This is a genomic window from Helicobacter pylori (assembly GCF_006440215.1).
GTDB classification, from domain to species: Bacteria; Campylobacterota; Campylobacteria; order Campylobacterales; family Helicobacteraceae; genus Helicobacter; species Helicobacter pylori_CS.
The window spans coordinates 122,310-142,533 of sequence record NZ_VEZH01000001.1 but is presented as its reverse complement, the minus strand read 5'-3'; the positions used below and the strand labels follow the sequence as shown (position 1 = coordinate 142,533).

Here is a 20,224-nt window from a genome sequence, read left to right as displayed (position 1 = left end):
CCTTATTGGCTTATGAGCGCGTCTTTATCCACATGCTCTTGGAGCTGGACAATGTCTTCTAAAACCCAAAACAAATTCTTCCATTCAATAAATTTATTTTCTTCTAAAGCGCTTTGAAAATGATCTAAATCCCATGCTAGAAATTTTTGTGCGTCTAAAATTTTACCCAAAAAGCGCACTTCATAATGCAATTTTTCGCCGCCACTATTACCGCTCTTCCCGCTATAGCCAATCAACTGCCCTTTTTGGATAAAGCTTTTGGGTTGCACATTGACATGATCTAAATGCGTGTAAATGGAGCTAAAACCAAACGCATGTTCAATGCGCACCAAGTTCCCATACCCCACATTAGAATTGGTTTTCACAAAATCCACAATCCCATCAGCGCTCGCATAAACAGGCGTGTTTAATGGCGCGATAAAATCAATCCCGGATTCAACGCCCTTAATTTTTTTAATGGGGTGATTCCTTTCTTTGGTGGGTTTGATAGCGCTATAAGTTTTCAAGGGCATGCCATTAGGAATGAGCATGAGCGCTAAATGTTTTTGAGCCAGATTCAAATTTTCTAAATCCACTTCATCATAAAGATGCACGCCCCCATTAGCCCCTCTTTTGACTTCAATCAAGGATTCTATCGTGCGAATCTTTTGCCCCACAATAAAAAGCTCTTCTCGCTTGTTTTTAATCTCTTTTGTTAAAGTGTAATTTTTTTGATACAAATCTCTAAAATCCCTTAAAACCGCATTCCTTTCTGCTGTCATCGTATCCATTTTAGCGATTAAAAATTTTAAAAAACCCACGCCAAGCCCCACGATCAACAAAAAAATAACAACAGAAATGATGAGGTTGCGTTTTAAATTTTTAGAAAATTTGAGCTGTTTAGAGCCTGATTCATCAATGATGGTGATCATAAGCTGGTTTTGTGGCATCAATCCCTCTTCTTTTGATAGCGCCTATAAAAAGCGTTGGCTACCAGAAATGAGCCATACACCAAATAATTTTCATTTTCTTTCAAATCTTCAAACAAAGCGTATTCTAACCCTAAAGTTTCTAAAATCCCTTTAAGCTTTTCTAACTTGATAACCCTTTCTTGATGCAATTCTAAAATCAAAACCTTTTTAACCACAGGCTTTAAAATTTCTAGCACCAACAAAGCGTCCTTATCTTGATAGCAATTATAAATTAAAATGATTTTAGCGTTAAAAATGCGTTTGATTTCTTCTTTTAAGGCTTTGGCGCTATGGGGGTTATGCCCCACATCTATTAAGATATTAGGGCTTAAAAGCTCGCAACGGCCGATTAAATTCAAGGGCTTTAGGTTTTTTAAAACTTCTTGTTCTTTGCATGGCATAAGCGTTTCAAACGCTTTTAGAGCCACTTCTAAATTCATCGCTAAAAAACGGGCTAAATGGTGGCGTTCAATATAATCCCTGACTCCTTTTGAAATTTCATTTTGGACTAAAATCAATTTTGCGTGTTTTTCTTTGGCGATTTTTTGAGCCACACTTAAAACCAGTTCTTGTTGGGGAGCGATGATGTTAAGAGAGCCCATCGCTTTTAATTTAGTTTGCGCAATGCTTTCTAAACTATCCCCTAAAAATTCCTTATGATCATAATCAATGGGGGTGAAAATGCTTAGGGTTTTTTCTAAAGCGTTCGTGCTGTCAAACTCCCCCCCAAGCCCTGCTTCTAAAACCAAATAATCGCAATCTTTAGCGAGCATGACGGCCAATAAGGTAGCGTATTCAAAATACGAGCAAGCACTGCTGAAAGCGTGTGGTTGCAATTGCTGGTGGGCGTTTTCTAAAACGCTTTCTTCAACAACAGAACCATTCAAAAAAAAGCGCTCCCTAAATTCAAAAACATGAGGGGAGGTGAAATGCAACACCTTAAAATTTTGATCGGCTAATAAAAGGGTTAAAAACCGCCCCGTGCTGCCCTTACCATTAGTCCCTACAACATGAATGACTTTCGCTTGAATCTCAAAAAAAGCGTTTTTAAAATCTTTATAAATTTGGATGAAGCGGCTAGGGTCAAACTTGTGGTATTCTTTAGGCTTTGTTTCTAAAAACGCCTTTAATCCATTCAAAGGGCTATTTTTCATTATTGAATTTCCCCTCATAAGCGATTTGAGCCACAAATTTAGTCAAAGTTTGTTCCACAGCCTGATTGATAGCATAATAGCGGTTCTGGTAGGTGTTAAGGGGGTCTTGCAAATTCACAGCGTAATTATAATACCCGCTATCTTGAAAAGTCTTTTGTGTGCCTCTTTTATTATCGTAGGTGTAATTCACAGACACGGTTGCGCGATAGAAAGTCGTAAAGCCTTCTTTATTTTGCGTGATACTCGTATCGGTTACATTCGTGATTTCTATAATAATGATAGAATCCGCATCCTTTTCACTCGCTAAGCGGCTTTGGAAGCGTTGCGCGACTAAACGATTCATCAAATCCTTAAACTCTACAGAGTTTTCAGGGTTAGGCAAATTCACAATGAGTTTCACATATATGCTATCGCCTAAAGCGTTTTGAGCGTAAGCGGCGATGGGCTTATACCCACAGCCCTTGAACAAAAGCAACAAAATAAAAAAAAGTAAAGCTCTCATGCGATAACAAAATTAACAAGCTTATTGGGCACATAAATTTCTTTTTTAACGCTCGCATTTTCTAAATATTTCTCTAATTCTTTTTTAGCCAAAATAATAATTTCTTCTTTATCGGCGTTAATATTGACTTTCAATTCCGCGCGCCTTTTGCCATTAATGGTAAGCCCTAAAGTCATAAAGTCTTCCACTAAAGCGCTTTCATCGATCGCTATAGGCTTAAAATTCTCTCTCTTAAAAAGCCTCTCGCTCAACTCCCATGCCGTGTGCGGGATAATAGGCTCTAAAATTTGCAACAACACAAAATAACCCTCGCATAAAATCCGCTCATTATTTTGCGCACTCAAAGCGTTTAAAGCCTCCATGCAACTTGCGATCAAAGTGTTAAACGCATAAGCGCTTTCAGCCTTATTGAAAATTTCATGCGATTTTTTTAACGCTTCATAGACTTTTTTACGCCCTAATTTTTCCGCTTCATTCAGGCTATCTCCTTTAAATTCAGGCTTAGAAGTAGTAGGGTTAATAGCACTCGCTTTGTCGTATAAACGCTTGATGAACCGGTGCGCCCCTTCTAAAGCGTTGTCATTCCATTCTAACTCTTTAGCCGGTGGGGCAGCAAAAAGGATAAAAAGCCTCGCCGCATCAGCCCCGTATTTTTTAAGTATCTCTTTAGGGCTAACGACATTGCCTTTAGATTTGCTCATCTTAGCGCCATCTTTTAAGACCATGCCTTGAGTGATAAGCTGTTTAAAAGGCTCATCTAAATTAAGATAACCCAAATCCCTTAAAGCCTTAGTGAAAAAGCGTGCGTATAACAAATGCAAAATCGCATGCTCAATGCCGCCAATGTAAGTATCCACTGGCATGAAACACTTCAAGTAATTTTGATCAAACGCTTGATTTTCACGCTGATTTTTGGGCGTGGTGTAGCGCAAGAAATACCAACTGGATTGGATGAAAGTGTCCATGGTGTCTGTTTCTCTTAAAGCGTTTTTGTAGCATTTAGGGCATTGAGTGAATTTCCAACTCGCATGCTTTTCTAACGGATTGCCCTCCCCATCAACCACAATGTCTTCAGGTAAAGTTACCGGCAGTTGGGTTTCAGGCACAATCCCGCAATTTTTGCAATGAATCATGGGAATAGGCGCTCCCCAATACCTTTGACGGCTCACTCCCCAATCTTGCAAGCGGTAGTTGATCACCCTTTTACCGAGATTTTCTTTTTCAAAATAAGCGATGATTTGCTCTCTGGCCACCGAGCTAGAAAGATCGCTCCACTCCCCGCTATTTTTTAAAACCTCTTCTTTGGTGTGAGGCAAATTTTGAGGGCTTTGAGTGATCACTTTAATAGGGATATGATAAAGATTAGCGAATTCAAAATCCCTTTCATCGCAGGCTGGCACGCCCATTAACGCCCCAGAGCCATAATTAGCTAGGGCGAAATTAGCCACCCAAACAGGGATTTTTTGCTTTGTTAAAGGGTGGATAGCGTAAATGCCTAAAAACACCCCTTTTTTCTCTAAAGCTCTTTCTCTTTGAGTCGTGTTTAAAATCGCTTTAATCATCTTTGAATCTTCTTGGCTCACTTGCTTAATGGCATGCTCTACTAAAGGGTGTTCTGGGGCGATGGCGATGTAAGTTACGCCATAAATGGTGTCCACTCTTGTGGTAAAAACTTCAATTTCTTGAATGCCATTGCAAGCTTTCAAGCACTCATCAGCGATTTTAAAACCAAATTGCAACCCGCTAGATTTCCCTATCCAGTTTTTTTGCATAATTAGGACTTGAGAAGGCCAATGGTTTTCTAAAGCCTCTAAGTCTTTGAGCAATTCTTCAGCGTAATTTGTGATCTTCAAATAATACTGATAGAGTTCTTTTTGAATAACTTCTGTATCGCAACGCCAACACCTCCCATCAATGACTTGCTCATTAGCTAAAACGGTTTTATCGTTAGGGCACCAATTGAGCATGGCTTTCTTGCGATAGACGAGCCCCTTTTCCCACAAGTCAATGAAAAATTGCTGTTCAAATTTCGTGTAATCCGGATCTGAAGTGGCAAATTCCCTATTTTTAGAAAAAGAAAACCCTAAAGCTTCAAACTCTTTTTGCATGGATTCAATGTTTTCATAAGTCCAGGTTTTAGGGTGGATACCATGCTTAATGGCCGCATTTTCTGCAGGCATTCCAAAAGAATCAAACCCCATAGGGTGTAACACATTGTAATGGTGCAAACGATAATAACGCGCCAAAGCGTCGCCAATAGTGTAATTGCGCACATGCCCCATGTGGATTTCCCCACTAGGATAAGGCAACATGCTTAAAATGTATTTTTTAGGGAGGTTAAAATCGTCTTTAGGCTCAAAACTCTTATTTTTCCACCAAAATTCTTGCCATTTTTTTTCTATACTCACAAAATCCATCATTACCCCTTAATCCGTTTCGCTCGTTACAACGCTTTCAATCAACAAAAAGATGAGACTGAAAGCGTTACTGATCAACGCCCCAATCATCAGCATGTAAGCGGTAACCAAATTATTTAAAATCTGTAAAAACACAAACGCCGGTATGAGGTGCAACACGGTAGCTAAAGAGCTGGCCAACAGCTCTGAAGCGAAACGCTTACACACCCCAATTTTGAGCGTAACAGAAATAAGGTTTAAAGCTAACGCTACAAACAACACCACCGTGTTAGGCTCATACAAAAACCCTGCAATGGTGGTTAAAGAAATAAGGCTGAACAGCACATGAACGACCCGACCCCAATCCATAGAAACTCCTTAAACTTGACCGCCCTCATACAAACGGCGCATTTTTTCTTTCTCTTGAGCTTTTTTGATTTTTCTAGCCTCATTCTCATAATATTTATGCATATCAAAGCCTAACAATAACGCTACTTTAGGGGCGATGAAAATAGAACTATAAGTCCCTACAATCGTGCCTATTAGCATGGGCAATGAAAAGCCAATAATGATCTTACTCCCAAACACGCACAAAATCAACACCACAAAAAACACGGTTAAAGAAGTTAGAAGCGTGCGCGTGAGCGTGCTAGAAATGGCTTCATTAATGGCTTGAATGGCATCTTTGGTTTTTTGAGAGAGCATCTCTTCTCTGATCCTGTCAAAAATAATGATCGTATCATTAATGGAATACCCGATCAAAGTGAGCAAGGCCGCAATCACTTCCAAATTCATATCAATCTTAAAAACAATCACTGAGCTTGCCACTAAAATCACATCATGCACAAGCGCAACAACGCTCGCTAAAGCAAAACGCCATTCATAGCGGAAACTCACATAAACCATGATCGCTATTAACGCTAAAATCAATGACAAAATGCCCTTTTCTTTCAATTCGCTCCCCACTCTAGGGCCCACGGTGTCAAATTTACGGATTTCAAAATCGCCACTGGGTTTTAGAATGTTAGCCACGATAGCGTTCAAATCTTCATTTTCAGCCGTTTCTACAAAAGGGAATTTGATTAAAATTTCTTCTTTAGAGCCAAATTCGCTCACTTGCACGCCTTTAAAGCGAGCTTCTTTTTCAAAAAGATCACGCACTTCTTTAATAGGAGCGTTTTGGGTGTAACGCACTTGCACCAAACTCCCCCCCGCAAAATCAATCCCTAAAGAAAACCCTTTGAAAAACAAAAGCCCCAACGCCAGAAGCACTAAGATCGCTGAAACAACCACCCCATAATTGGAATAACGCATGAAGCTTAAGATTCTAGTTTGTTTGAATAATTCCATAAAATTCTCCTAAGCTCTTTTATTCACGCCAAACCAAAAATAAAGGCTTTTTGTTTGGGTGAGTTTAGGCAAAAGGGCTTGATAAATCCCTTGCGTGCCTACAATAGCGGTGATAATAGAGGCTAAAATCCCAATGCCTGTGGTTAGGGCAAAGCCCTTAATCGCTCCTGTGCCATAAGCGTATAACAACACTGAAGCGATCAAAGAAGTGATATTAGAATCAAAAATCGCCCGGCTCGCATTGATATAGCCTAAACGGATCGCCTTAGCGATACCCTCATTCTCTCTTAAAACTTCTCTAATGCGCTCGTTGATAATGATATTAGCATCCACAGCAATCCCCACGGTTAAAACAATCCCCGCCATTCCCGGTAAAGTCAGCGTCGCTCCAAAAATCGCCATGACCGCCACAATCAAAAAAAGATTGACCACTAACGCCATGCAGGCGATCACTCCCGCCATGGAGTAATAAAGCACCATAAAGCCCATCACCAAAATAAAGCCCCCAACTAGAGCGATAATGGAAGTTTTAATGCTGTCTTTCCCTAAACTCGGGCCTATAATTCTTTTTTCTAAAACCTGAATGGGAGCGCTCATCGCCCCACTCCTTAAAGCGATCGCTAAATCGCTCGCTTGAGCCACGCTAAAATTCCCGCTAATTTGCCCGCTCCCCCCGCCAATACGCTCCCTAATCACCGGGGCTGAATAGACCTTATTGTCTAAAACAATCGCCATGCGTTTGCCCACATTCGCACCTGAGAAATCCCCAAAAATCTTAGCCCCTTGCGCATCTAGCGTGAAGCTCACCACCGGCTGGTTGTTTTGATCATACACCACTTTCGCATCCGTAAGCATTTCGCCATCTAAAATGGGGATCGCTTTGAGCAAGATTTTACCCCCCATTTCCACATCTGATAACAACACGCTGCCTAATTTTTGAGCCTCTAAATCCGTCATTGTCATCGCATCTTTATTGTGCTCTTCATCCACTGCCATCATCTGCAAATGAGCGGATCGAGAAATCAACTCTTTAGCGCGCCGTTCTTCTTCTAAAGTCTTAATGCCGGGCAATTGCACCGAAATTTCTTCTCGACCTTGCTGAATGACTACAGGCTCTGCCAAACCAAATTGATCCAAGCGGTTACGAATGATCCCTATCACTTGCAAAATCGTGTTTTTACGCAATTCTTCTTGCTCTAAAGGGGTGAGCTTCACGCTATAAAACTCCGCTTCTTTTTTGATTTCAAACTGGCTATGGCCTTGCAATTCCAATAAAAGCGCGTCTAATTTTTTCGCTTCATCTTCATCTAAAAGCTCAAAACTGATCCCTTCTAAGCTGGATTTAATGTCTTTAAGCAAGATATTTTGCTTTTTAGCGTTGTATTCTAAAGCGGACGCTAGGCTTAAATACTTGTTTTTTAAAGCCTCATCGGTTTGTACCCCTAAAAGCATGTTCAACCCCCCCCTTAAATCCAAACCTAAAGTGATTTTAGGGCCTTTAGTCTCTAGTAAAGAAGGCACAGAAAACCCTACCCCTAAAAGAAGCGCACAAATAAAAACGATCAAACGAGGGTTAAAAAGTTTCATTAGTTGTTATTTTGCGCCACTTCTTCGTCTAATTTGAACGCTACATAGTTTTTAGAAAGTTTAGCGGTGGTGTCATCATTGAGCTTCACGCTAAAAAAATTCGCTTCCGCTTTAAGCACCTCAACGATGAGCCCTCCTTGAGTAACAATTTTATCGCCCTTAGTCAAGCCCTCTATCATTTCTTTATGCTTTTTTTGTTGCTGGCGTTGCGGGCGAACGATCAAAAAATAAAAAATAAGAAACAACACCACAAGGGGTAAAAGCGTCGTTAGAATGTCTTTAATTTGTCCCATTTAATTTCCTCAAAAGATGTTTTAATCTCAAATTATAGCATTTTTAACTATTTCTTTAAAGCCGCTTTTTTGTCTAGTGCGAATAAATACAAAGCCCCTATGATCCCAGAAATCAAAGATCCGAGTAAAATCGCAATTTTTGCCACTTCCATAGCGTCCTTATGCTCGCTTGTGAAAGCCAGATTAGAAATAAACATAGACATGGTAAAACCAATCCCTGCTAAAAGCCCAGCCCCTAAAATATGCCACCAGCTGATGCCTTTAGGGCGCGCGGTGATTTTAAGCTTTTCGCTTATAAAAGTGATTAAGAAAATCCCTAGAGGCTTACCCAAACAAAGCCCTAAAATAACCCCTAAAAGCACCTTATCCACTTCTAAATTGATGCTAGAATCAACGCTCACCCCAGCGTTTGCAAACGCGAATAAGGGCATGATGAAATACCCGCTAATGGGGGCTAAAAAATGCTCCAATCTTTCTAGGGGGCTTTGTAAAGCGCTCGCTTTTTCTTCAATAGAATGCAAGATTTCTTGCTGCTCTTTGGTTAAAAGCACCCCTGAACTCGTCTCTGCGTATCGTTTGCCTAATTCCAAAAGCTCTACATTTTTAGAATCTTTAGGGATCTTCACCGGTATCATAAAAGCTAGAACCACTGCAGCGATTGTCGCATGGATACCGCTTTGATGCACGCAAAACCAAAGCAACACCCCTAAAAGCAAGTAAGGGACAAGCGAGCGGATATTCAGACGGTTCAATACGGCTAAAATCAGAACCACCCCTAAAGCCCCTAAAAGCCATGCGAATTTTAAATTCGTGGTATAAAAGAGCGCGATCACCACAATAGCCCCCAAGTCATCAGCCACCGCTAGAGTGATTAAAAAAACCTTTAAGGCGGTTGGCACCCTCTTGCCTAAAAGCATGATCACGCCTAAAGCGAACGCAATATCTGTCGCCATAGGGATCCCAAAACCATGCTGAGAAGGCGTGTCAGCGTTAAGGAAAAAATAAATCAATCCTGGGGCTATCATGCCCCCAAGAGCCGCAATCACAGGAAAAGAAGCTTTTTTGAAACTGGATAGCTCTCCAAACAGCAATTCTCGCTTGATCTCTAATCCTATCATTAAAAAAAATAACGCCATTAAAACATCATCAATCCAGTGATGCAAACTAAAGCCGATGAAAAAATCCCCTATTTGAAACCCAAAAGGGGTGTGCCATAGCGCAAAATAACTTTCTTTTAAAAACGAATTAGCCACCACCATCGCTAAAACAGCGTTTAAAAAAAGGAAAATCCCCCCAAAAGACTCGCTTTTAATGAAGTTTTTAAGCGTCAAACTGAGCGCGTTTTCTGTTTTTTTGAGATTCATAGACAACCTTAAAATTTTTAATTTCAGACCCATAATTTTTCAAGCAGTCTTTTATGAGCGTAAATAATGCCTGCTTGTATCTTAAAATGGGGGGCTTGAGTTTTTAAAAACTCAGCGTAATGAGACACTTGAGCCTTATGGCTTTGTTGGTAATTTTGAGAGCTTTTATAATCTAAAACACACAAATTTTGCCCCCTATCCCACAACAAAACATCAATCCTAGATACAACTCCTTCAAATAAAAAAGCCGCTTCACCCCTTAAGGCATAATTTTTAAAAAGAACTTGTATCTCTGCATCGTTTTCAAAAAGCTCTAAACTCTCTTCTAACGCTTGGTAATCCAAACCATAAAAACCATGATGGTAGTTTAAATATTCTAAAACGCTTTTTTTAGGAATGTTGTAAGCGTATTGGTATTCTAATCCCTTGTGCAAAGCGATACCAAAATTGATCGCTTCCTGGTCGTTATTCTTTTCATAATCGCTATCTGGCTCTTCTTCTATCTCTTGGACTTGCTCGCCATAGGCATGGGGCTTGATGAGAGCGCTTGTAATTAAAGGCTCTTTTTGAGGAGAAATAACCGGCGTAATTTCTCCCTCTTCTAAAGGCGCAAGATCCAATTTTTCGCGCATTGTTTTGTTTTTGCTTTCTTTTTTGTCTTTGGCCACGACAATCAGCCCTAACTCAGCCCTAGTGAATGCGACATAATACACATTGGTTTCTTCATGATTTTTAGCCGCTTCTTCTTTGTCTAAAGCCCTAGCGTAATCTTTATCTACGACCTCACGATTTTTCATTCTGTAATAAAGGCGTGCAAGCTCTGCGCCGTCATATTCTTCAAGGAGTTGATTGGAGTGATTTGATTTAGGATTGCCCAAGCGTTCGCACACGATCACATAAGGGAATTGCATGCCTTTAGATTTGTGGATGGTCATGATCTGCGCGCCTTTTGAATTGAAAGAAGCGATCGATTTAGCCTCTAATTTTTCTAAAAATCCATCGGCGTCTTCGCACCCAACCGCCAACTCCAAACAGCTTTGTGCAGGCTCTCCATAAAGCTCAAACAATTCCATAATTTTCCACACAAAGCCTGCCACGCTCTCTTTTTTAGGGTTAAAACCAGCTAAAGCGATCACATCATCATGCAAGTATCCAGCGAGTTTTAAAACGCTGTGCTTATAAAAGGGCTTGTAAGGTTCTTCCGCTAGAGCGTATTCTAAAGCGTTCTTAATGATTTTAGACTCTACAAATTGAGACAATCTCGCGCTAGATTCCGTGCTTGGGTGAATTTCGCTCAAACGCTCTTGCAAATAATTTTTGATTTCTAAAGCGTCCTTATTAGTGGCGCATAAAATGGTAATGTTTTTAGGATCAATACGATGATCTAAAAGGTTTTGAGCTTCTTGTAAGATTTGTTCTAACAACAATTCTCTTTCATCAGCCACTAAAGAGACTTTAACATAGCCACCTGTAACATGTTTATTTTGAGAAGTTTTAGGGTATTTTTGCTCCAAATAAGCGGTGGGGGAATTTTGATAAGCTTTTTTAAAAATGGTGTTCACATAATTAATAATCAAGGGCGAACTGCGGTGGTTGAACTCCAAATTATCGTGGTAAAAATCCTTAGAAACACTTTCAAACAAGGAGCTAAAACTCCCCCTAAAACCATAAATACTCTGCTTGACATCGCCCACAAAAAACACGCTCCTGTGCCATTTAGCTTGCCCTATCCCGGCCTTAATCTCATCAATAAAAGGGGCTAAAATCTTATAATCGTTCAAGCTCGTGTCTTGAAATTCATCAATCAAAATGTGCGCAATCTTGCTGTCCAACCTGAAATAAAAAAACTCCGCCGGCATCTCTTCATAACCATTCAACAAGGCATGGACTTTATCTTTAATCGCATCAAAATCTAGGGCTTGGATTTTAGAAGTGGCTTTATCATAAAGCTGGATGAATTTAGGGAATTTTTTAAATATTGCGGTTTCTTTGGCTTCATAATAGCGTTTTAAATCGTTTTCAATCTCTTCGCATTCGCTCTCTAAAGTGGGGATTTCATTTTTGAGTTTTTTAAAATAGCGGTACTCGCTCTTTTTTTCAAGCCAAGTTAAAGAGCTGTTTAAAAATCCCCTAAAATCATCGCATTTAATGGCTGTTTTAGCCTTATCTGACGCCGTTTCTATGCTTTGAATTTGTTGGTTTAAGCTTCTTAGTTTTTCTAAAAAACCCTCTTCATCAAATGCAGGCTCTTTCTTATTAGGATCAAATAAATAGAGCTTGTTTTTTAAAAAACGCAACCGCTCTAAAATGGAATCGCTTGTGTAATTATCATAACTCAAGCATTGAGCGATAAAAACGCTCAATTCCTCAAGCTGTTCGCTATTTAAAGCGCTCAAAAAACCCTCATTAAGCTGTTGTTGGTGCGCTTTTGTGTCTTCATTGACTTCAAAATTTGCGCTCAACCCCACAAACCAGCAAAACTTCCTTAAAATGCTTTGGAAAAACGCATCAATAGTGCTGATTCTGATTTCGGCGTTTAAAAAGCGTTGGTAAATTTCTTGAGCCCTATTTTGCACAAAACTAGGGTTTAAGCGGTATTTTTCTTCTAATTCTTTTAGGATATTTTGGGATTTTTCTTTTTCTTTTTCATCTTCAAGGTTTTCTTTTTGCAAGATTTTTAAATAGTCTAAAATGCGCTCTTTCATTTCGGCGGTGGCTTTTTTAGTGAAAGTGAGCGTTAAAATCTCGCTAGGATTAGCCCCCTTAAACAATAGGGCCAAAAACCGCACGCTCAAAGCGAAAGTCTTCCCGCTTCCTGCTGAAGCCTTTAAAGCCATGCATTGTCTTTTTGTATCCATTAGGTCTATCCTAAAATTCTGTTTTGTCTTTATTATAACCTAAAAGCCTTTTTTACTTAAGCTAAAAAACCCTAATCTTTTGCTATAATCATAGGGTTTTGTCGTTTTTCTATCATTTTTATAGGAATTTTATAGGAATCAAAGGCAAAGACAGCGTCAAATTCACACATGCTAATCCTTGTATTTAGGTGTTCTTAAGAAATTTAAGAATCAAATGAGCATGGAGGAAGAGAACCAAAATAACTTTAAGGAGAATATTCTCATGGTAACCATGAAAGATTTATTAGAATGCGGTGTGCATTTTGGACACCAAACAAGGCGTTGGAACCCTAAAACCAAAAAATTCATTTTTGGCGTTAGGAAAAATATCCATATTATTGATTTGCAAAAAACTTTGCGCTATTTTAGATACACTTATAACATCGTGCGCGATGCGAGCGCTCAAGGCAAGAGCATCATGTTTGTAGGCACTAAAAAACAAGCCAATGAAACTTTGAAAGAATTTGCTGAAAGCATTCAAGTCCCTTATGTCAATTACCGCTGGCTTGGTGGCATGCTGACTAATTTTAGCACCATCAGAAAATCAGTGAGGAAATTAGAAATCATTGAAGAAATGGAAAATAGCGGTCAAATTGATTTATTGACTAAAAAAGAAAAGCTCATGATTTTAAGGAAAAAAGAAAAGCTGGATAAGTATCTTGGCGGGGTGCGCCACATGAAAAAAATCCCTGATATGATTTTTGTGATTGATGTGGCTAAAGAAAAAATCGCTGTCGCTGAAGCCAGAAAACTCCATATCCCTATCGTGGCTCCCTTAGACACTAACTGCGATCCTGATTTAGTGGATTACCCCATTCCTGGAAATGACGATGCGATCCGCTCTATTAGATTGTTCTGTAAAGAAATGAGCGAAGCGATTTTAGAGGGGCGAGAACTCATGCAAGAAGAAATTGTCCATGCGGATGAAAATAGCGAAGAAATAGAGTTCGTGAGCAATGAAGAAAAAGAAGAAATGCTCGCTGAAATCCAAAAAGAAATCACTCAAGGAGCCGAATAATGTCAGAAATTAGCGCTCAATTAGTCAAAAAATTAAGGGACTTAACCGATGCGGGCATGATGGATTGCAAAAAAGCCCTTGTGGAAGTGGCTGGGGATTTGCAAAAGGCCATTGATTTCTTGCGCGAAAAAGGCTTGAGTAAAGCCGCTAAAAAAGCCGATAGGATCGCTGCTGAGGGCGTAGTCGCTTTAGAAGTCGCGCCTGATTTTAAAAGCGCAATGATGGTGGAAATCAATAGCGAAACGGATTTTGTGGCTAAAAATGAGGGCTTTAAGGAATTGGTTAAAAAAACTTTAGAAACGATCAAAGCCCATAATCTCCATACCCCAGAAGAGTTGCTTAAAAGCCCGTTAGACAACAAGCCTTTTGAAGAATATTTGCACTCTCAAATCGCTGTGATCGGTGAAAACATTTTAGTGAGAAAAATCGCTCATTTAAAAGCCCCTAGCTCTCATATCATCAATGGTTATGCGCATTCTAACGCTAGAGTGGGCGTGTTAATCGGTATAAAATACGATAATGAGAAAAACGCTCCAAAAGTGGTGGAATTAGCCCGAAACATCGCTATGCATGCCGCAGCGATGAAACCTCAAGTGCTAGATTGCAAAGACTTTAGCCTTGATTTTGTCAAAAAAGAAACTTTAGCCTTGATCGCTGAAATTGAAAAAGACAATGAAGAGGCTAAACGCTTGGGCAAACCTTTAAAAAACATCCCCGCTTTTGGGAGCCGCATTGAATTGAGCGATGAAGTTTTAGCCCATCAAAAGAAAGCTTTTGAAGATGAACTAAAAGCACAAGGCAAGCCTGAAAAAATCTGGGATAAAATCGTTCCTGGAAAAATGGAAAGGTTTATCGCTGATAACACCCTTATTGATCAACGCCTGACCCTTTTAGGGCAATTCTATGTCATGGACGATAAAAAAACTATCGCTCAAGTGGTTGCTGATTGTTCCAAAGAATGGAATGACGATTTAAAAATCACTGATTATGTGCGTTTCGAATTGGGCGAGGGCATTGAGAAAAAGGCAGAAAATTTCGCTGAAGAAGTGGCTTTGCAAATGAAATAGGGTTTTAAAGCGCGTTTTTGCGCTTAAAATCTCTCATAACTTAACCATCAATAAACTAACATGCCTTACAGACTAGAGAAAACTTCCAAGACTTAATCGCTAGTAACAACAACATTCAAAAAGATATTTGTTCTATTTTAGAAATAGATTATAAGGATTTTAAGCTTTTAAGAGAGGACGCTTACATCAATGGCATTACAGCAGACTTCACACTTTTTGAAAGAAATAAAGTTAGAGCCATTATGGAGTGTAAGGGCGGAGCTATCGGGGTGAGCGAGTATGTGCGTGGTATCGGTCAAATTTTTCAATACGAATATTTTTTTGAAAATCATCTAAGCCTTAAAAATTATGCCTTTTGCCAAAATTTTAATAGCGTGTTGGTTTTTCCTGAAAGCGTGTTGAAAAACAACGACTTTAATGTGGGGCTTTTCAAATACCCTAAAAGCAAGAAAATTTTAGAAATCAATTCGCATAATTTAGCCGTTAGATGCATTAATGATAGCGAATTGGAAAAGTTAAGAGAGACAAAACACAGGGATTTTAAAGTGATCTCGCCTTATTATGTGCGTGATATTAGATTTTTTGAAGTGTATTTTTTGCTCCAAGTTTTAGCTATTTTTAAATTTAAAAACAAATTAGTGCATCGTAAAAACATAGAAGAAACGATTTTAAAAATTTATGAAGAATTAGGCTATCGTGTAAAGTTTAAACCACCCAAGCAGAAATCCCAAACATCTTTAGTGTTTGGGATGAATGCCACTAATTTGTAGTATGATACCCCCATACATTTGTATCTAGCATAGGAAGTGCGCAAAGTTACGAGCAACGCCCCATGTAACCATACCGGGCTTATTAGTTCCACAAACGCAAAATTACGATGAGTGCGAAGTAACCGATAAAATCAAAATAATAGGCAACATTCAAAAGTATCAAATGGACATGTTAAAATTTCACCCCTAATCAAACCCACTTAAACAGCGTTCGTTTAACTGGTTGCTTTTATGATATTGAACAAACCCTTTGTCCTTTCAAAAAGAGAAAACGGCGATGGAGTCTCTTGGTGTCTGGCTCTTGGGGGTCTTTTGATCAAAGTGTTAGCGCATTTGGAAAAATCAATCAAATCCATTGTCGTTTTGATGTAACTGGGCAAGTTTAACAAGCATATTTCAAAGAGTTTATAGCTCGCTAAAGCATCCGCATAGGCTCTGTGGCTGACTTCTATACCAAACCCTAAAAGCTCTTTTAAAAAGCTCAAAGAATAACGCATGGACAAAATAGCGCGTTTGGATAAATCCAAAGTGCAAAGCTTTAAATTCAATAAGGGGCAATGCAATTTTTCTACAAAATAACGCCCTAAAAAGTTGTAATCAAAATTAGCGTTGTGGGCTACAAACACGCTATTGCCTAAAAAAAGCCGTAATTCTTGCAAAGCTTCATGCACGCTTGGGGCGTTTAGGGTGTCTTCATAAGTGATGCCTGTAAGCTCAGCGATATAATCAGGAACGCTTTTGACTTTCACAAGGGTTTCAAAACGATTGATAATTTCTCCCCCCTTCACTTGCACGGCCCCGATTTCTAAAATCTCATGTTTTAGGGGGCAAGAGCCGGTAGTCTCTAAATCAATAAAGGAAAAAACCTCATCTTTAAGGGGGGTTTTAAGGTTTTTGAGCGTGATTAAATTTTCACTCGTTTCTATGAAATTAAGCCCGCACGCTTTTAAATATTCCAAATTGATTTCATCATAAATAAGGCGAGAGAGCGATTTTTCTAGCATGCCCAAGCTTAAATCCTGGTGCTTTAAGCGAGCGATTAGGGCTTGAATGTCTTTATGCAAGAGGCTGTCTAGCATTCTGTAAGCCTTCAATAGCCAGCTTACGATCTTTAGATTTAAAAATATAACTCCCTGAAACCACCACATCCACGCCCGCTTGTTGGAGTTCAAAGATATTTTTATCATTCACGCCCCCATCCACTTCTAAAAGACAGCTAGGGTTGTAGCGTTTGATCAATTCTTTAACTTTTAAGCATTTTTCTAGCACCAGATCTAAAAACTTCTGCCCGCCAAAGCCCGGATTCACGCTCATTAAAAGCACTAGTCCCACGCTTTCTAGCAAGTATTTAAGGCTTTCTTCATGCGTGTGGGGGTTTAGAACAACACCTGGCGTGATGCCTGAATTTTTAATGAGTTGCAACACCCTATGGGGGTGTTTTTCATTTTCTGCATGAATGCTGATGATTTGCGGTTTTAAAGGGGCGAATAATCCCACAAAAAAGCTTGCGCTTTCTACCATTAAATGCACATCTAAAGGCACTTGGCTCATTTGAGTAACGTTCTCTAAAACCACAGGCCCCATGGTTAAATTAGGCACATAATGCCCATCCATCACATCCACATGCAAAAAATCAGCGTTACTCACGCTCTCTATCTCTTTGGCTAAATGCATAAAATCAGCGCTCAAAAGGCTCGGAGCTACTTTCAAAATACTTCCCTATTTTCAATGTTTTCAAGTAAAATATTAGCATCTTTAATCAAATCATAAAAGGGTTTTTATGGATTACAAACATTTTAAATGCAAGCATGCAAACATTGTTATAGAAATCATCAGTCTTTTAGAAAAAGGGGTTAAAAAAGCCCAAGAAATTTTAGAAAAGCCAGACGCTGGGAGTTATACTAAGTTAGAAAACAGCAGCGGGGATACGCCTATTAAAGCGGATTTAGCCCTAGACAAATTTTTAGAAGAAACTTTTTTGAGTTTAGAGAATGTGAAAAGCGTTTTTAGCGAAGAAAAAGAAACGCCCGTTACTAAAGAAAACGGCTCTTATTTGATCGCTTATGACCCCTTAGACGGGAGCTCAGTGATGGAGGCGAATTTCTTAGTAGGCACGATTATAGGGGTTTATGAAAAGGATTATAAGGCACAAAATTTAGTCGCAAGCCTTTATGTGGTTTTTGGGCATAAAATTGAATTAGTGGTGGCTTTAGAAGAAGTTTATCGTTACGCCTTTTATCAGAACAAGTTTCATTTTATAGAAACCATCGTTTTAGAAAATAAGGGTAAAATCGTCGCTAGCGGAGGCAATCAAAAGGATTTTTCTTCGGGCTTAAAAAAGGCTTTAGAAGGGTTTTTTGCAGAAAATTACCGCTTACGATACTCAGGATCTATGGTGGCTGATGTCCATCATGTGCTCATTAAAAAAGGCGGAATGTTTTCCTACCCGCAAAAGAAATTGCGAAAGCTTTTTGAAGTCTTCCCTTTAGCCTTGATGGTTGAAAAAGCTAAAGGGGAAGCGTTTTATTTTGATAAGGGGGTTAAAAAGCGTTTGTTAGATCAAGGCGTAGAAAATTACCATGAAAAAAGCGAATGCTATTTAACTAGTCAGTATGAATCTCACATTTTAGAAAAATATTTAAAGGGAGAATGATGCAAAATAGCGCTAAAAAATTAGAATATGAAGAGCGTTTCAATGACGCTCTTTTGAAATTACAAGCATGCCAAGAAGAAAAGCAAGTAGCGAGTTGCTTGAAATGCGAGAAGGTTTTAAAATGCGAAATCCGCAACAGCTATGTGGATGCGGCTTATGAAAGCATGAGTTTAGGCGAAGCGGGCGGGTTTGATTTCAATTAACCATCAAATATGCATAAGCCTTATTTAATGTTCAATATTTAATTTTATTTTTATATTATTTAAAGAATTTTATCAATAAATACAAAAAGAGTAAAAACAGCTACAAAAATATAGTTTTTGGTTTCAAACTATCTAAAAATCTTTTAACTTCCTTAGCAATCGCGCTGGATAAAGCGATAGGCACAGCATTGCCCACTTGTTCGCAACGCTCGGTGTGTGAGCCAAAAAATTTGTAAGAAATAGGAAAGCCGGTAATGGTTGCTGCTTCTCTAATAGTGATGCTTCTATGCTCTGTCGGGTGTAAGGGGAAATTACTATGCCCTGGCACTAAAGTAGGAGCTAGGGCGTCCATTTTTAAACGCATGGTATTGCCTCTAGAATAGAATTTAGAGATTTGTAAATGCTTAGGCAAACTCTCAATGCATTCTTGGATGTTTTTGCCTTCTTGTATGTATTTAAAACGCTCAATTGTTTTAGGGTTGTGTTGCATGGGCAAATTGTCTGTATCGTCTGAATTGGAATAATCAATCAAATTAAAAGCATCTCTAATCAAAAAAGGTTTTCTAAAACTTGTGGGTAAGTCTTTAAAATCTAGCTTAGTATTGATTTCATCGCTTAAATGGGTGGGTTTAGGGAATGTAAAATTAAAGGGCAATAAATTAGCCATTGTTGTTTCCTTTGCTTATAATCTAACTTTAATCACATAGCAGTCTTTAAAGATTGTCTGCGTTGGATTGTTTGTATCAAATACGATTTGCTGACCCTCTATTACATTGCTTCTTAAAGATACTTTTTGACTGCCAAAACTTTCTACGCTACCTGTTTCTAAAGTAAAGCACTGATTGGTTTTATTCCAACTGATAAATTGCCTACTTGCTTGCCCTAGAAAACTTAAATCGCATGGCAAGAACACTTCCACACCGCTACCAATCTCGGCTACATAGCTTGTTTGTGTTGGGCGTAATGTTCCATTTTCATTTGTAGCAAGATTGCCAATAAAAATACCATTTAGAATCTCATTTGTTTCTATAGGCGTTTCACTAATCTCTAATATATCTTGATCTATTCTTGCCAAACTGCTTTTTAGTATGGCACTGATTTTGAGTGTTATCGGTTGCCCTACTAGTAAAGTTTCACTAGTGTTATTGACTGCAGTGAGTAAATTATCTAAATATTTTTGATGCGTTAAGAAACCTGCGATTGGTTTATTAGTTATCTCTGAATTAAAATGCCAATTATAGTTAGTTGTCGCATTAAAATTAAATCCCATGTTTTACTCCTTTTAAATTTTTTTCAAGGCTTATGCTATCTCTAAATCTTACCCATCCATTTACATTAGCATAGCGTTTGCTTTGTGTCTCTTTTTCGTAGCCTTTTTCACTCTCGTCTGCTTCTACTCGCACGAGGTTTTCTTTGTCTTTTTCAATATCTTTTTTGATGGCTTCACTCATAGCTTTTTTGTCTTTGTCTAGTGTTTCTAATGGTGCGTTCATTGGTGTGTCCTTTGTGTCAATTTCGCTTCGTTTTAACTCATCGCTGTCTTGCTTGTCTTTTTCAATTTCGCCCTTTAGGTTTTCTTTTTCATCTTGTCTTTCCTTTGCTTCGTTTTTGTCTTTGATATTATAATCAAAAAAGTTCGGTATGCCTTTGTTTAGATAACGATAATCATCCACTAAACATGGGCTGATACTGTTGTCTTGTAACGCTTGCTTCATTTTGCTGTCCTTTAAGTCTAGTATGTTTATCTTGCTGTTGTCAATAGAGTTTCTGTCTTTTTTATCCCTAAAGAGCGTTTTATAGTCAACTTTAGAGAGTCTTTGCTATATGCTCTTAAAGTTATAGCTTCCATTAACATAGGTTCTACAATATCATAAATATAATAGTAAGTCAACATAAAAAATATTTTTATGTTTATTGTTTAAATTATTTTAATAGCAGAAAAAAAGTATAAATATAATAATTGAGTAAAACCTACATCAAGTCCTACTTAAACCAAATTAAAAAAATCCATTTAAGTTAT

The 20,224-nt window shown here is 38.6% G+C and carries 19 protein-coding genes and 1 pseudogene; 5 read left to right on the top strand and 15 right to left on the bottom strand.

The window, feature by feature from the left end:
- Nucleotides 1-2: 2 nt before the first annotated feature.
- From csd2 to FIM44_RS00595, 10 genes are read right to left on the bottom strand one after another with little or no spacing between them, the layout of a single operon-like run.
- Nucleotides 3-929, bottom strand: coding sequence for a M23B family cell shape-determining DD-metalloendopeptidase Csd2 (gene csd2 / locus FIM44_RS00640; RefSeq protein WP_001135954.1), 927 nt, complete (start codon nucleotides 927-929; stop codon nucleotides 3-5).
- Nucleotides 929-2,104: a Mur ligase family protein gene (locus FIM44_RS00635; protein WP_140578550.1), complete on the bottom strand. Its 1,176-nt coding sequence runs from the start codon at nucleotides 2,102-2,104 to the stop codon at nucleotides 929-931. Before FIM44_RS00635 ends, csd2 begins: the two co-directional genes overlap by 1 nt.
- Nucleotides 2,094-2,606 carry an LPS assembly lipoprotein LptE gene (lptE, locus tag FIM44_RS00630; protein ID WP_017283040.1) on the bottom strand — a complete coding sequence of 171 codons (513 nt, stop codon included), beginning with the start codon at nucleotides 2,604-2,606 and terminating at the stop codon, nucleotides 2,094-2,096. Before lptE ends, FIM44_RS00635 begins: the two co-directional genes overlap by 11 nt.
- Nucleotides 2,603-5,023 (bottom strand): leucine--tRNA ligase, encoded by a 2,421-nt coding sequence (leuS, locus tag FIM44_RS00625; protein WP_140578548.1) that lies wholly within the window; start codon nucleotides 5,021-5,023, stop codon nucleotides 2,603-2,605. Before leuS ends, lptE begins: the two co-directional genes overlap by 4 nt.
- 9 nt (nucleotides 5,024-5,032) lie before the next feature.
- Complete coding sequence (locus FIM44_RS00620; RefSeq protein ID WP_000383774.1) at nucleotides 5,033-5,371, bottom strand: DUF6394 family protein; 339 nt, start codon at nucleotides 5,369-5,371, stop codon at nucleotides 5,033-5,035.
- 9 nt (nucleotides 5,372-5,380) lie between these two features.
- Nucleotides 5,381-6,352: a protein translocase subunit SecF gene (secF, locus tag FIM44_RS00615; protein ID WP_140578547.1), complete on the bottom strand. Its 972-nt coding sequence runs from the start codon at nucleotides 6,350-6,352 to the stop codon at nucleotides 5,381-5,383.
- Nucleotides 6,353-6,361: 9 nt separating this feature from the next.
- Nucleotides 6,362-7,939, bottom strand: coding sequence for a protein translocase subunit SecD (secD, locus tag FIM44_RS00610; protein WP_140578545.1), 1,578 nt, complete (start codon nucleotides 7,937-7,939; stop codon nucleotides 6,362-6,364).
- Entirely contained in the window at nucleotides 7,939-8,232 is a 294-nt protein-coding gene (yajC, locus tag FIM44_RS00605; RefSeq protein WP_140578543.1) for a preprotein translocase subunit YajC, read from the bottom strand. Before yajC ends, secD begins: the two co-directional genes overlap by 1 nt.
- A gap of 47 nt (nucleotides 8,233-8,279) precedes the next feature.
- Complete coding sequence (gene nhaA / locus FIM44_RS00600; protein WP_140578542.1) at nucleotides 8,280-9,596, bottom strand: sodium/proton antiporter NhaA; 1,317 nt, start codon at nucleotides 9,594-9,596, stop codon at nucleotides 8,280-8,282.
- Nucleotides 9,597-9,619: 23 nt separating this feature from the next.
- The gene (locus FIM44_RS00595; protein WP_140578540.1) at nucleotides 9,620-12,454 is read right to left on the bottom strand and encodes a RecB-like helicase; all 2,835 of its coding nucleotides are present in this window, start codon (nucleotides 12,452-12,454) and stop codon (nucleotides 9,620-9,622) included.
- Between the two features lie 262 nt (nucleotides 12,455-12,716).
- Between FIM44_RS00595 and rpsB the strand changes: the two genes are divergently transcribed.
- The 3 genes from rpsB to FIM44_RS08530 all read left to right on the top strand — a co-directional run bounded on the left by rpsB (nucleotide 12,717) and on the right by FIM44_RS08530 (nucleotide 15,348).
- Nucleotides 12,717-13,511, top strand: coding sequence for a 30S ribosomal protein S2 (gene rpsB, locus FIM44_RS00590; RefSeq protein WP_000258276.1), 795 nt, complete (start codon nucleotides 12,717-12,719; stop codon nucleotides 13,509-13,511).
- Nucleotides 13,511-14,578, top strand: coding sequence for a translation elongation factor Ts (tsf, locus tag FIM44_RS00585; protein WP_140578538.1), 1,068 nt, complete (start codon nucleotides 13,511-13,513; stop codon nucleotides 14,576-14,578). Before rpsB ends, tsf begins: the two co-directional genes overlap by 1 nt.
- Nucleotides 14,579-14,820: 242 nt before the next feature.
- Nucleotides 14,821-15,348, top strand: a complete 528-nt coding sequence (locus FIM44_RS08530; RefSeq protein WP_238699605.1) for a hypothetical protein — start codon at nucleotides 14,821-14,823, stop codon at nucleotides 15,346-15,348.
- A 215-nt stretch (nucleotides 15,349-15,563) separates the two neighbouring features.
- Here the strand turns inward: FIM44_RS08530 and FIM44_RS00575 are convergent, their stop codons facing one another.
- Nucleotides 15,564-16,427: a 3'-5' exonuclease gene (locus tag FIM44_RS00575; protein ID WP_140578536.1), complete on the bottom strand. Its 864-nt coding sequence runs from the start codon at nucleotides 16,425-16,427 to the stop codon at nucleotides 15,564-15,566.
- Nucleotides 16,405-17,058 (bottom strand): ribulose-phosphate 3-epimerase, encoded by a 654-nt coding sequence (gene rpe, locus FIM44_RS00570; RefSeq protein WP_140578534.1) that lies wholly within the window; start codon nucleotides 17,056-17,058, stop codon nucleotides 16,405-16,407. The genes FIM44_RS00575 and rpe overlap by 23 nt, the downstream gene beginning before the upstream one ends.
- Before the next feature lie 70 nt (nucleotides 17,059-17,128).
- Here rpe and FIM44_RS00565 point away from each other — a divergent pair, with 70 nt between their 5' ends.
- The gene (locus FIM44_RS00565) at nucleotides 17,129-18,001 is read left to right on the top strand and encodes a class 1 fructose-bisphosphatase (RefSeq protein WP_140578532.1); all 873 of its coding nucleotides are present in this window, start codon (nucleotides 17,129-17,131) and stop codon (nucleotides 17,999-18,001) included.
- Nucleotides 18,001-18,204, top strand: a complete 204-nt coding sequence (locus FIM44_RS00560) for a hypothetical protein (RefSeq protein WP_001900028.1) — start codon at nucleotides 18,001-18,003, stop codon at nucleotides 18,202-18,204. The genes FIM44_RS00565 and FIM44_RS00560 overlap by 1 nt, the downstream gene beginning before the upstream one ends.
- A gap of 100 nt (nucleotides 18,205-18,304) precedes the next feature.
- On the opposite strand, the pseudogene FIM44_RS00555 reads toward FIM44_RS00560, so the two are convergent.
- The 3 genes and pseudogenes from FIM44_RS00555 to FIM44_RS08435 all read right to left on the bottom strand — a co-directional run.
- Nucleotides 18,305-18,865 (bottom strand): annotated as a pseudogene (locus FIM44_RS00555) (DNA cytosine methyltransferase); the annotation flags it as partial.
- Between the two features lie 21 nt (nucleotides 18,866-18,886).
- Nucleotides 18,887-19,474 carry a hypothetical protein gene (locus tag FIM44_RS00550; protein ID WP_140578528.1) on the bottom strand — a complete coding sequence of 196 codons (588 nt, stop codon included), beginning with the start codon at nucleotides 19,472-19,474 and terminating at the stop codon, nucleotides 18,887-18,889.
- The gene (locus FIM44_RS08435; RefSeq protein ID WP_194148665.1) at nucleotides 19,464-19,919 is read right to left on the bottom strand and encodes a hypothetical protein; all 456 of its coding nucleotides are present in this window, start codon (nucleotides 19,917-19,919) and stop codon (nucleotides 19,464-19,466) included. The genes FIM44_RS00550 and FIM44_RS08435 overlap by 11 nt, the downstream gene beginning before the upstream one ends.
- Nucleotides 19,920-20,224 lie beyond the last annotated feature (305 nt).

Bases quoted from the DNA above. Each gene is read 5' to 3' on its own strand.
- csd2 (WP_001135954.1), bottom strand. From the start codon at position 929: ATGCCACAAAACCAGCTTATGATCACCATCATTGATGAATCAGGCTCT.
- FIM44_RS00635 (WP_140578550.1), bottom strand. From the start codon at position 2,104: ATGAAAAATAGCCCTTTGAATGGATTAAAGGCGTTTTTAGAAACAAAG.
- lptE (WP_017283040.1), bottom strand. From the start codon at position 2,606: ATGAGAGCTTTACTTTTTTTTATTTTGTTGCTTTTGTTCAAGGGCTGT.
- leuS (WP_140578548.1), bottom strand. From the start codon at position 5,023: ATGGATTTTGTGAGTATAGAAAAAAAATGGCAAGAATTTTGGTGGAAA.
- FIM44_RS00620 (WP_000383774.1), bottom strand. From the start codon at position 5,371: ATGGATTGGGGTCGGGTCGTTCATGTGCTGTTCAGCCTTATTTCTTTA.
- secF (WP_140578547.1), bottom strand. From the start codon at position 6,352: ATGGAATTATTCAAACAAACTAGAATCTTAAGCTTCATGCGTTATTCC.
- secD (WP_140578545.1), bottom strand. From the start codon at position 7,939: ATGAAACTTTTTAACCCTCGTTTGATCGTTTTTATTTGTGCGCTTCTT.
- yajC (WP_140578543.1), bottom strand. From the start codon at position 8,232: ATGGGACAAATTAAAGACATTCTAACGACGCTTTTACCCCTTGTGGTG.
- nhaA (WP_140578542.1), bottom strand. From the start codon at position 9,596: ATGAATCTCAAAAAAACAGAAAACGCGCTCAGTTTGACGCTTAAAAAC.
- FIM44_RS00595 (WP_140578540.1), bottom strand. From the start codon at position 12,454: ATGGATACAAAAAGACAATGCATGGCTTTAAAGGCTTCAGCAGGAAGC.
- rpsB (WP_000258276.1), top strand. From the start codon at position 12,717: ATGGTAACCATGAAAGATTTATTAGAATGCGGTGTGCATTTTGGACAC.
- tsf (WP_140578538.1), top strand. From the start codon at position 13,511: ATGTCAGAAATTAGCGCTCAATTAGTCAAAAAATTAAGGGACTTAACC.
- FIM44_RS08530 (WP_238699605.1), top strand. From the start codon at position 14,821: ATGGAGTGTAAGGGCGGAGCTATCGGGGTGAGCGAGTATGTGCGTGGT.
- FIM44_RS00575 (WP_140578536.1), bottom strand. From the start codon at position 16,427: ATGCTAGACAGCCTCTTGCATAAAGACATTCAAGCCCTAATCGCTCGC.
- FIM44_RS00565 (WP_140578532.1), top strand. From the start codon at position 17,129: ATGGATTACAAACATTTTAAATGCAAGCATGCAAACATTGTTATAGAA.
- FIM44_RS00560 (WP_001900028.1), top strand. From the start codon at position 18,001: ATGCAAAATAGCGCTAAAAAATTAGAATATGAAGAGCGTTTCAATGAC.
- FIM44_RS00550 (WP_140578528.1), bottom strand. From the start codon at position 19,474: ATGGGATTTAATTTTAATGCGACAACTAACTATAATTGGCATTTTAAT.
- FIM44_RS08435 (WP_194148665.1), bottom strand. From the start codon at position 19,919: ATGAAGCAAGCGTTACAAGACAACAGTATCAGCCCATGTTTAGTGGAT.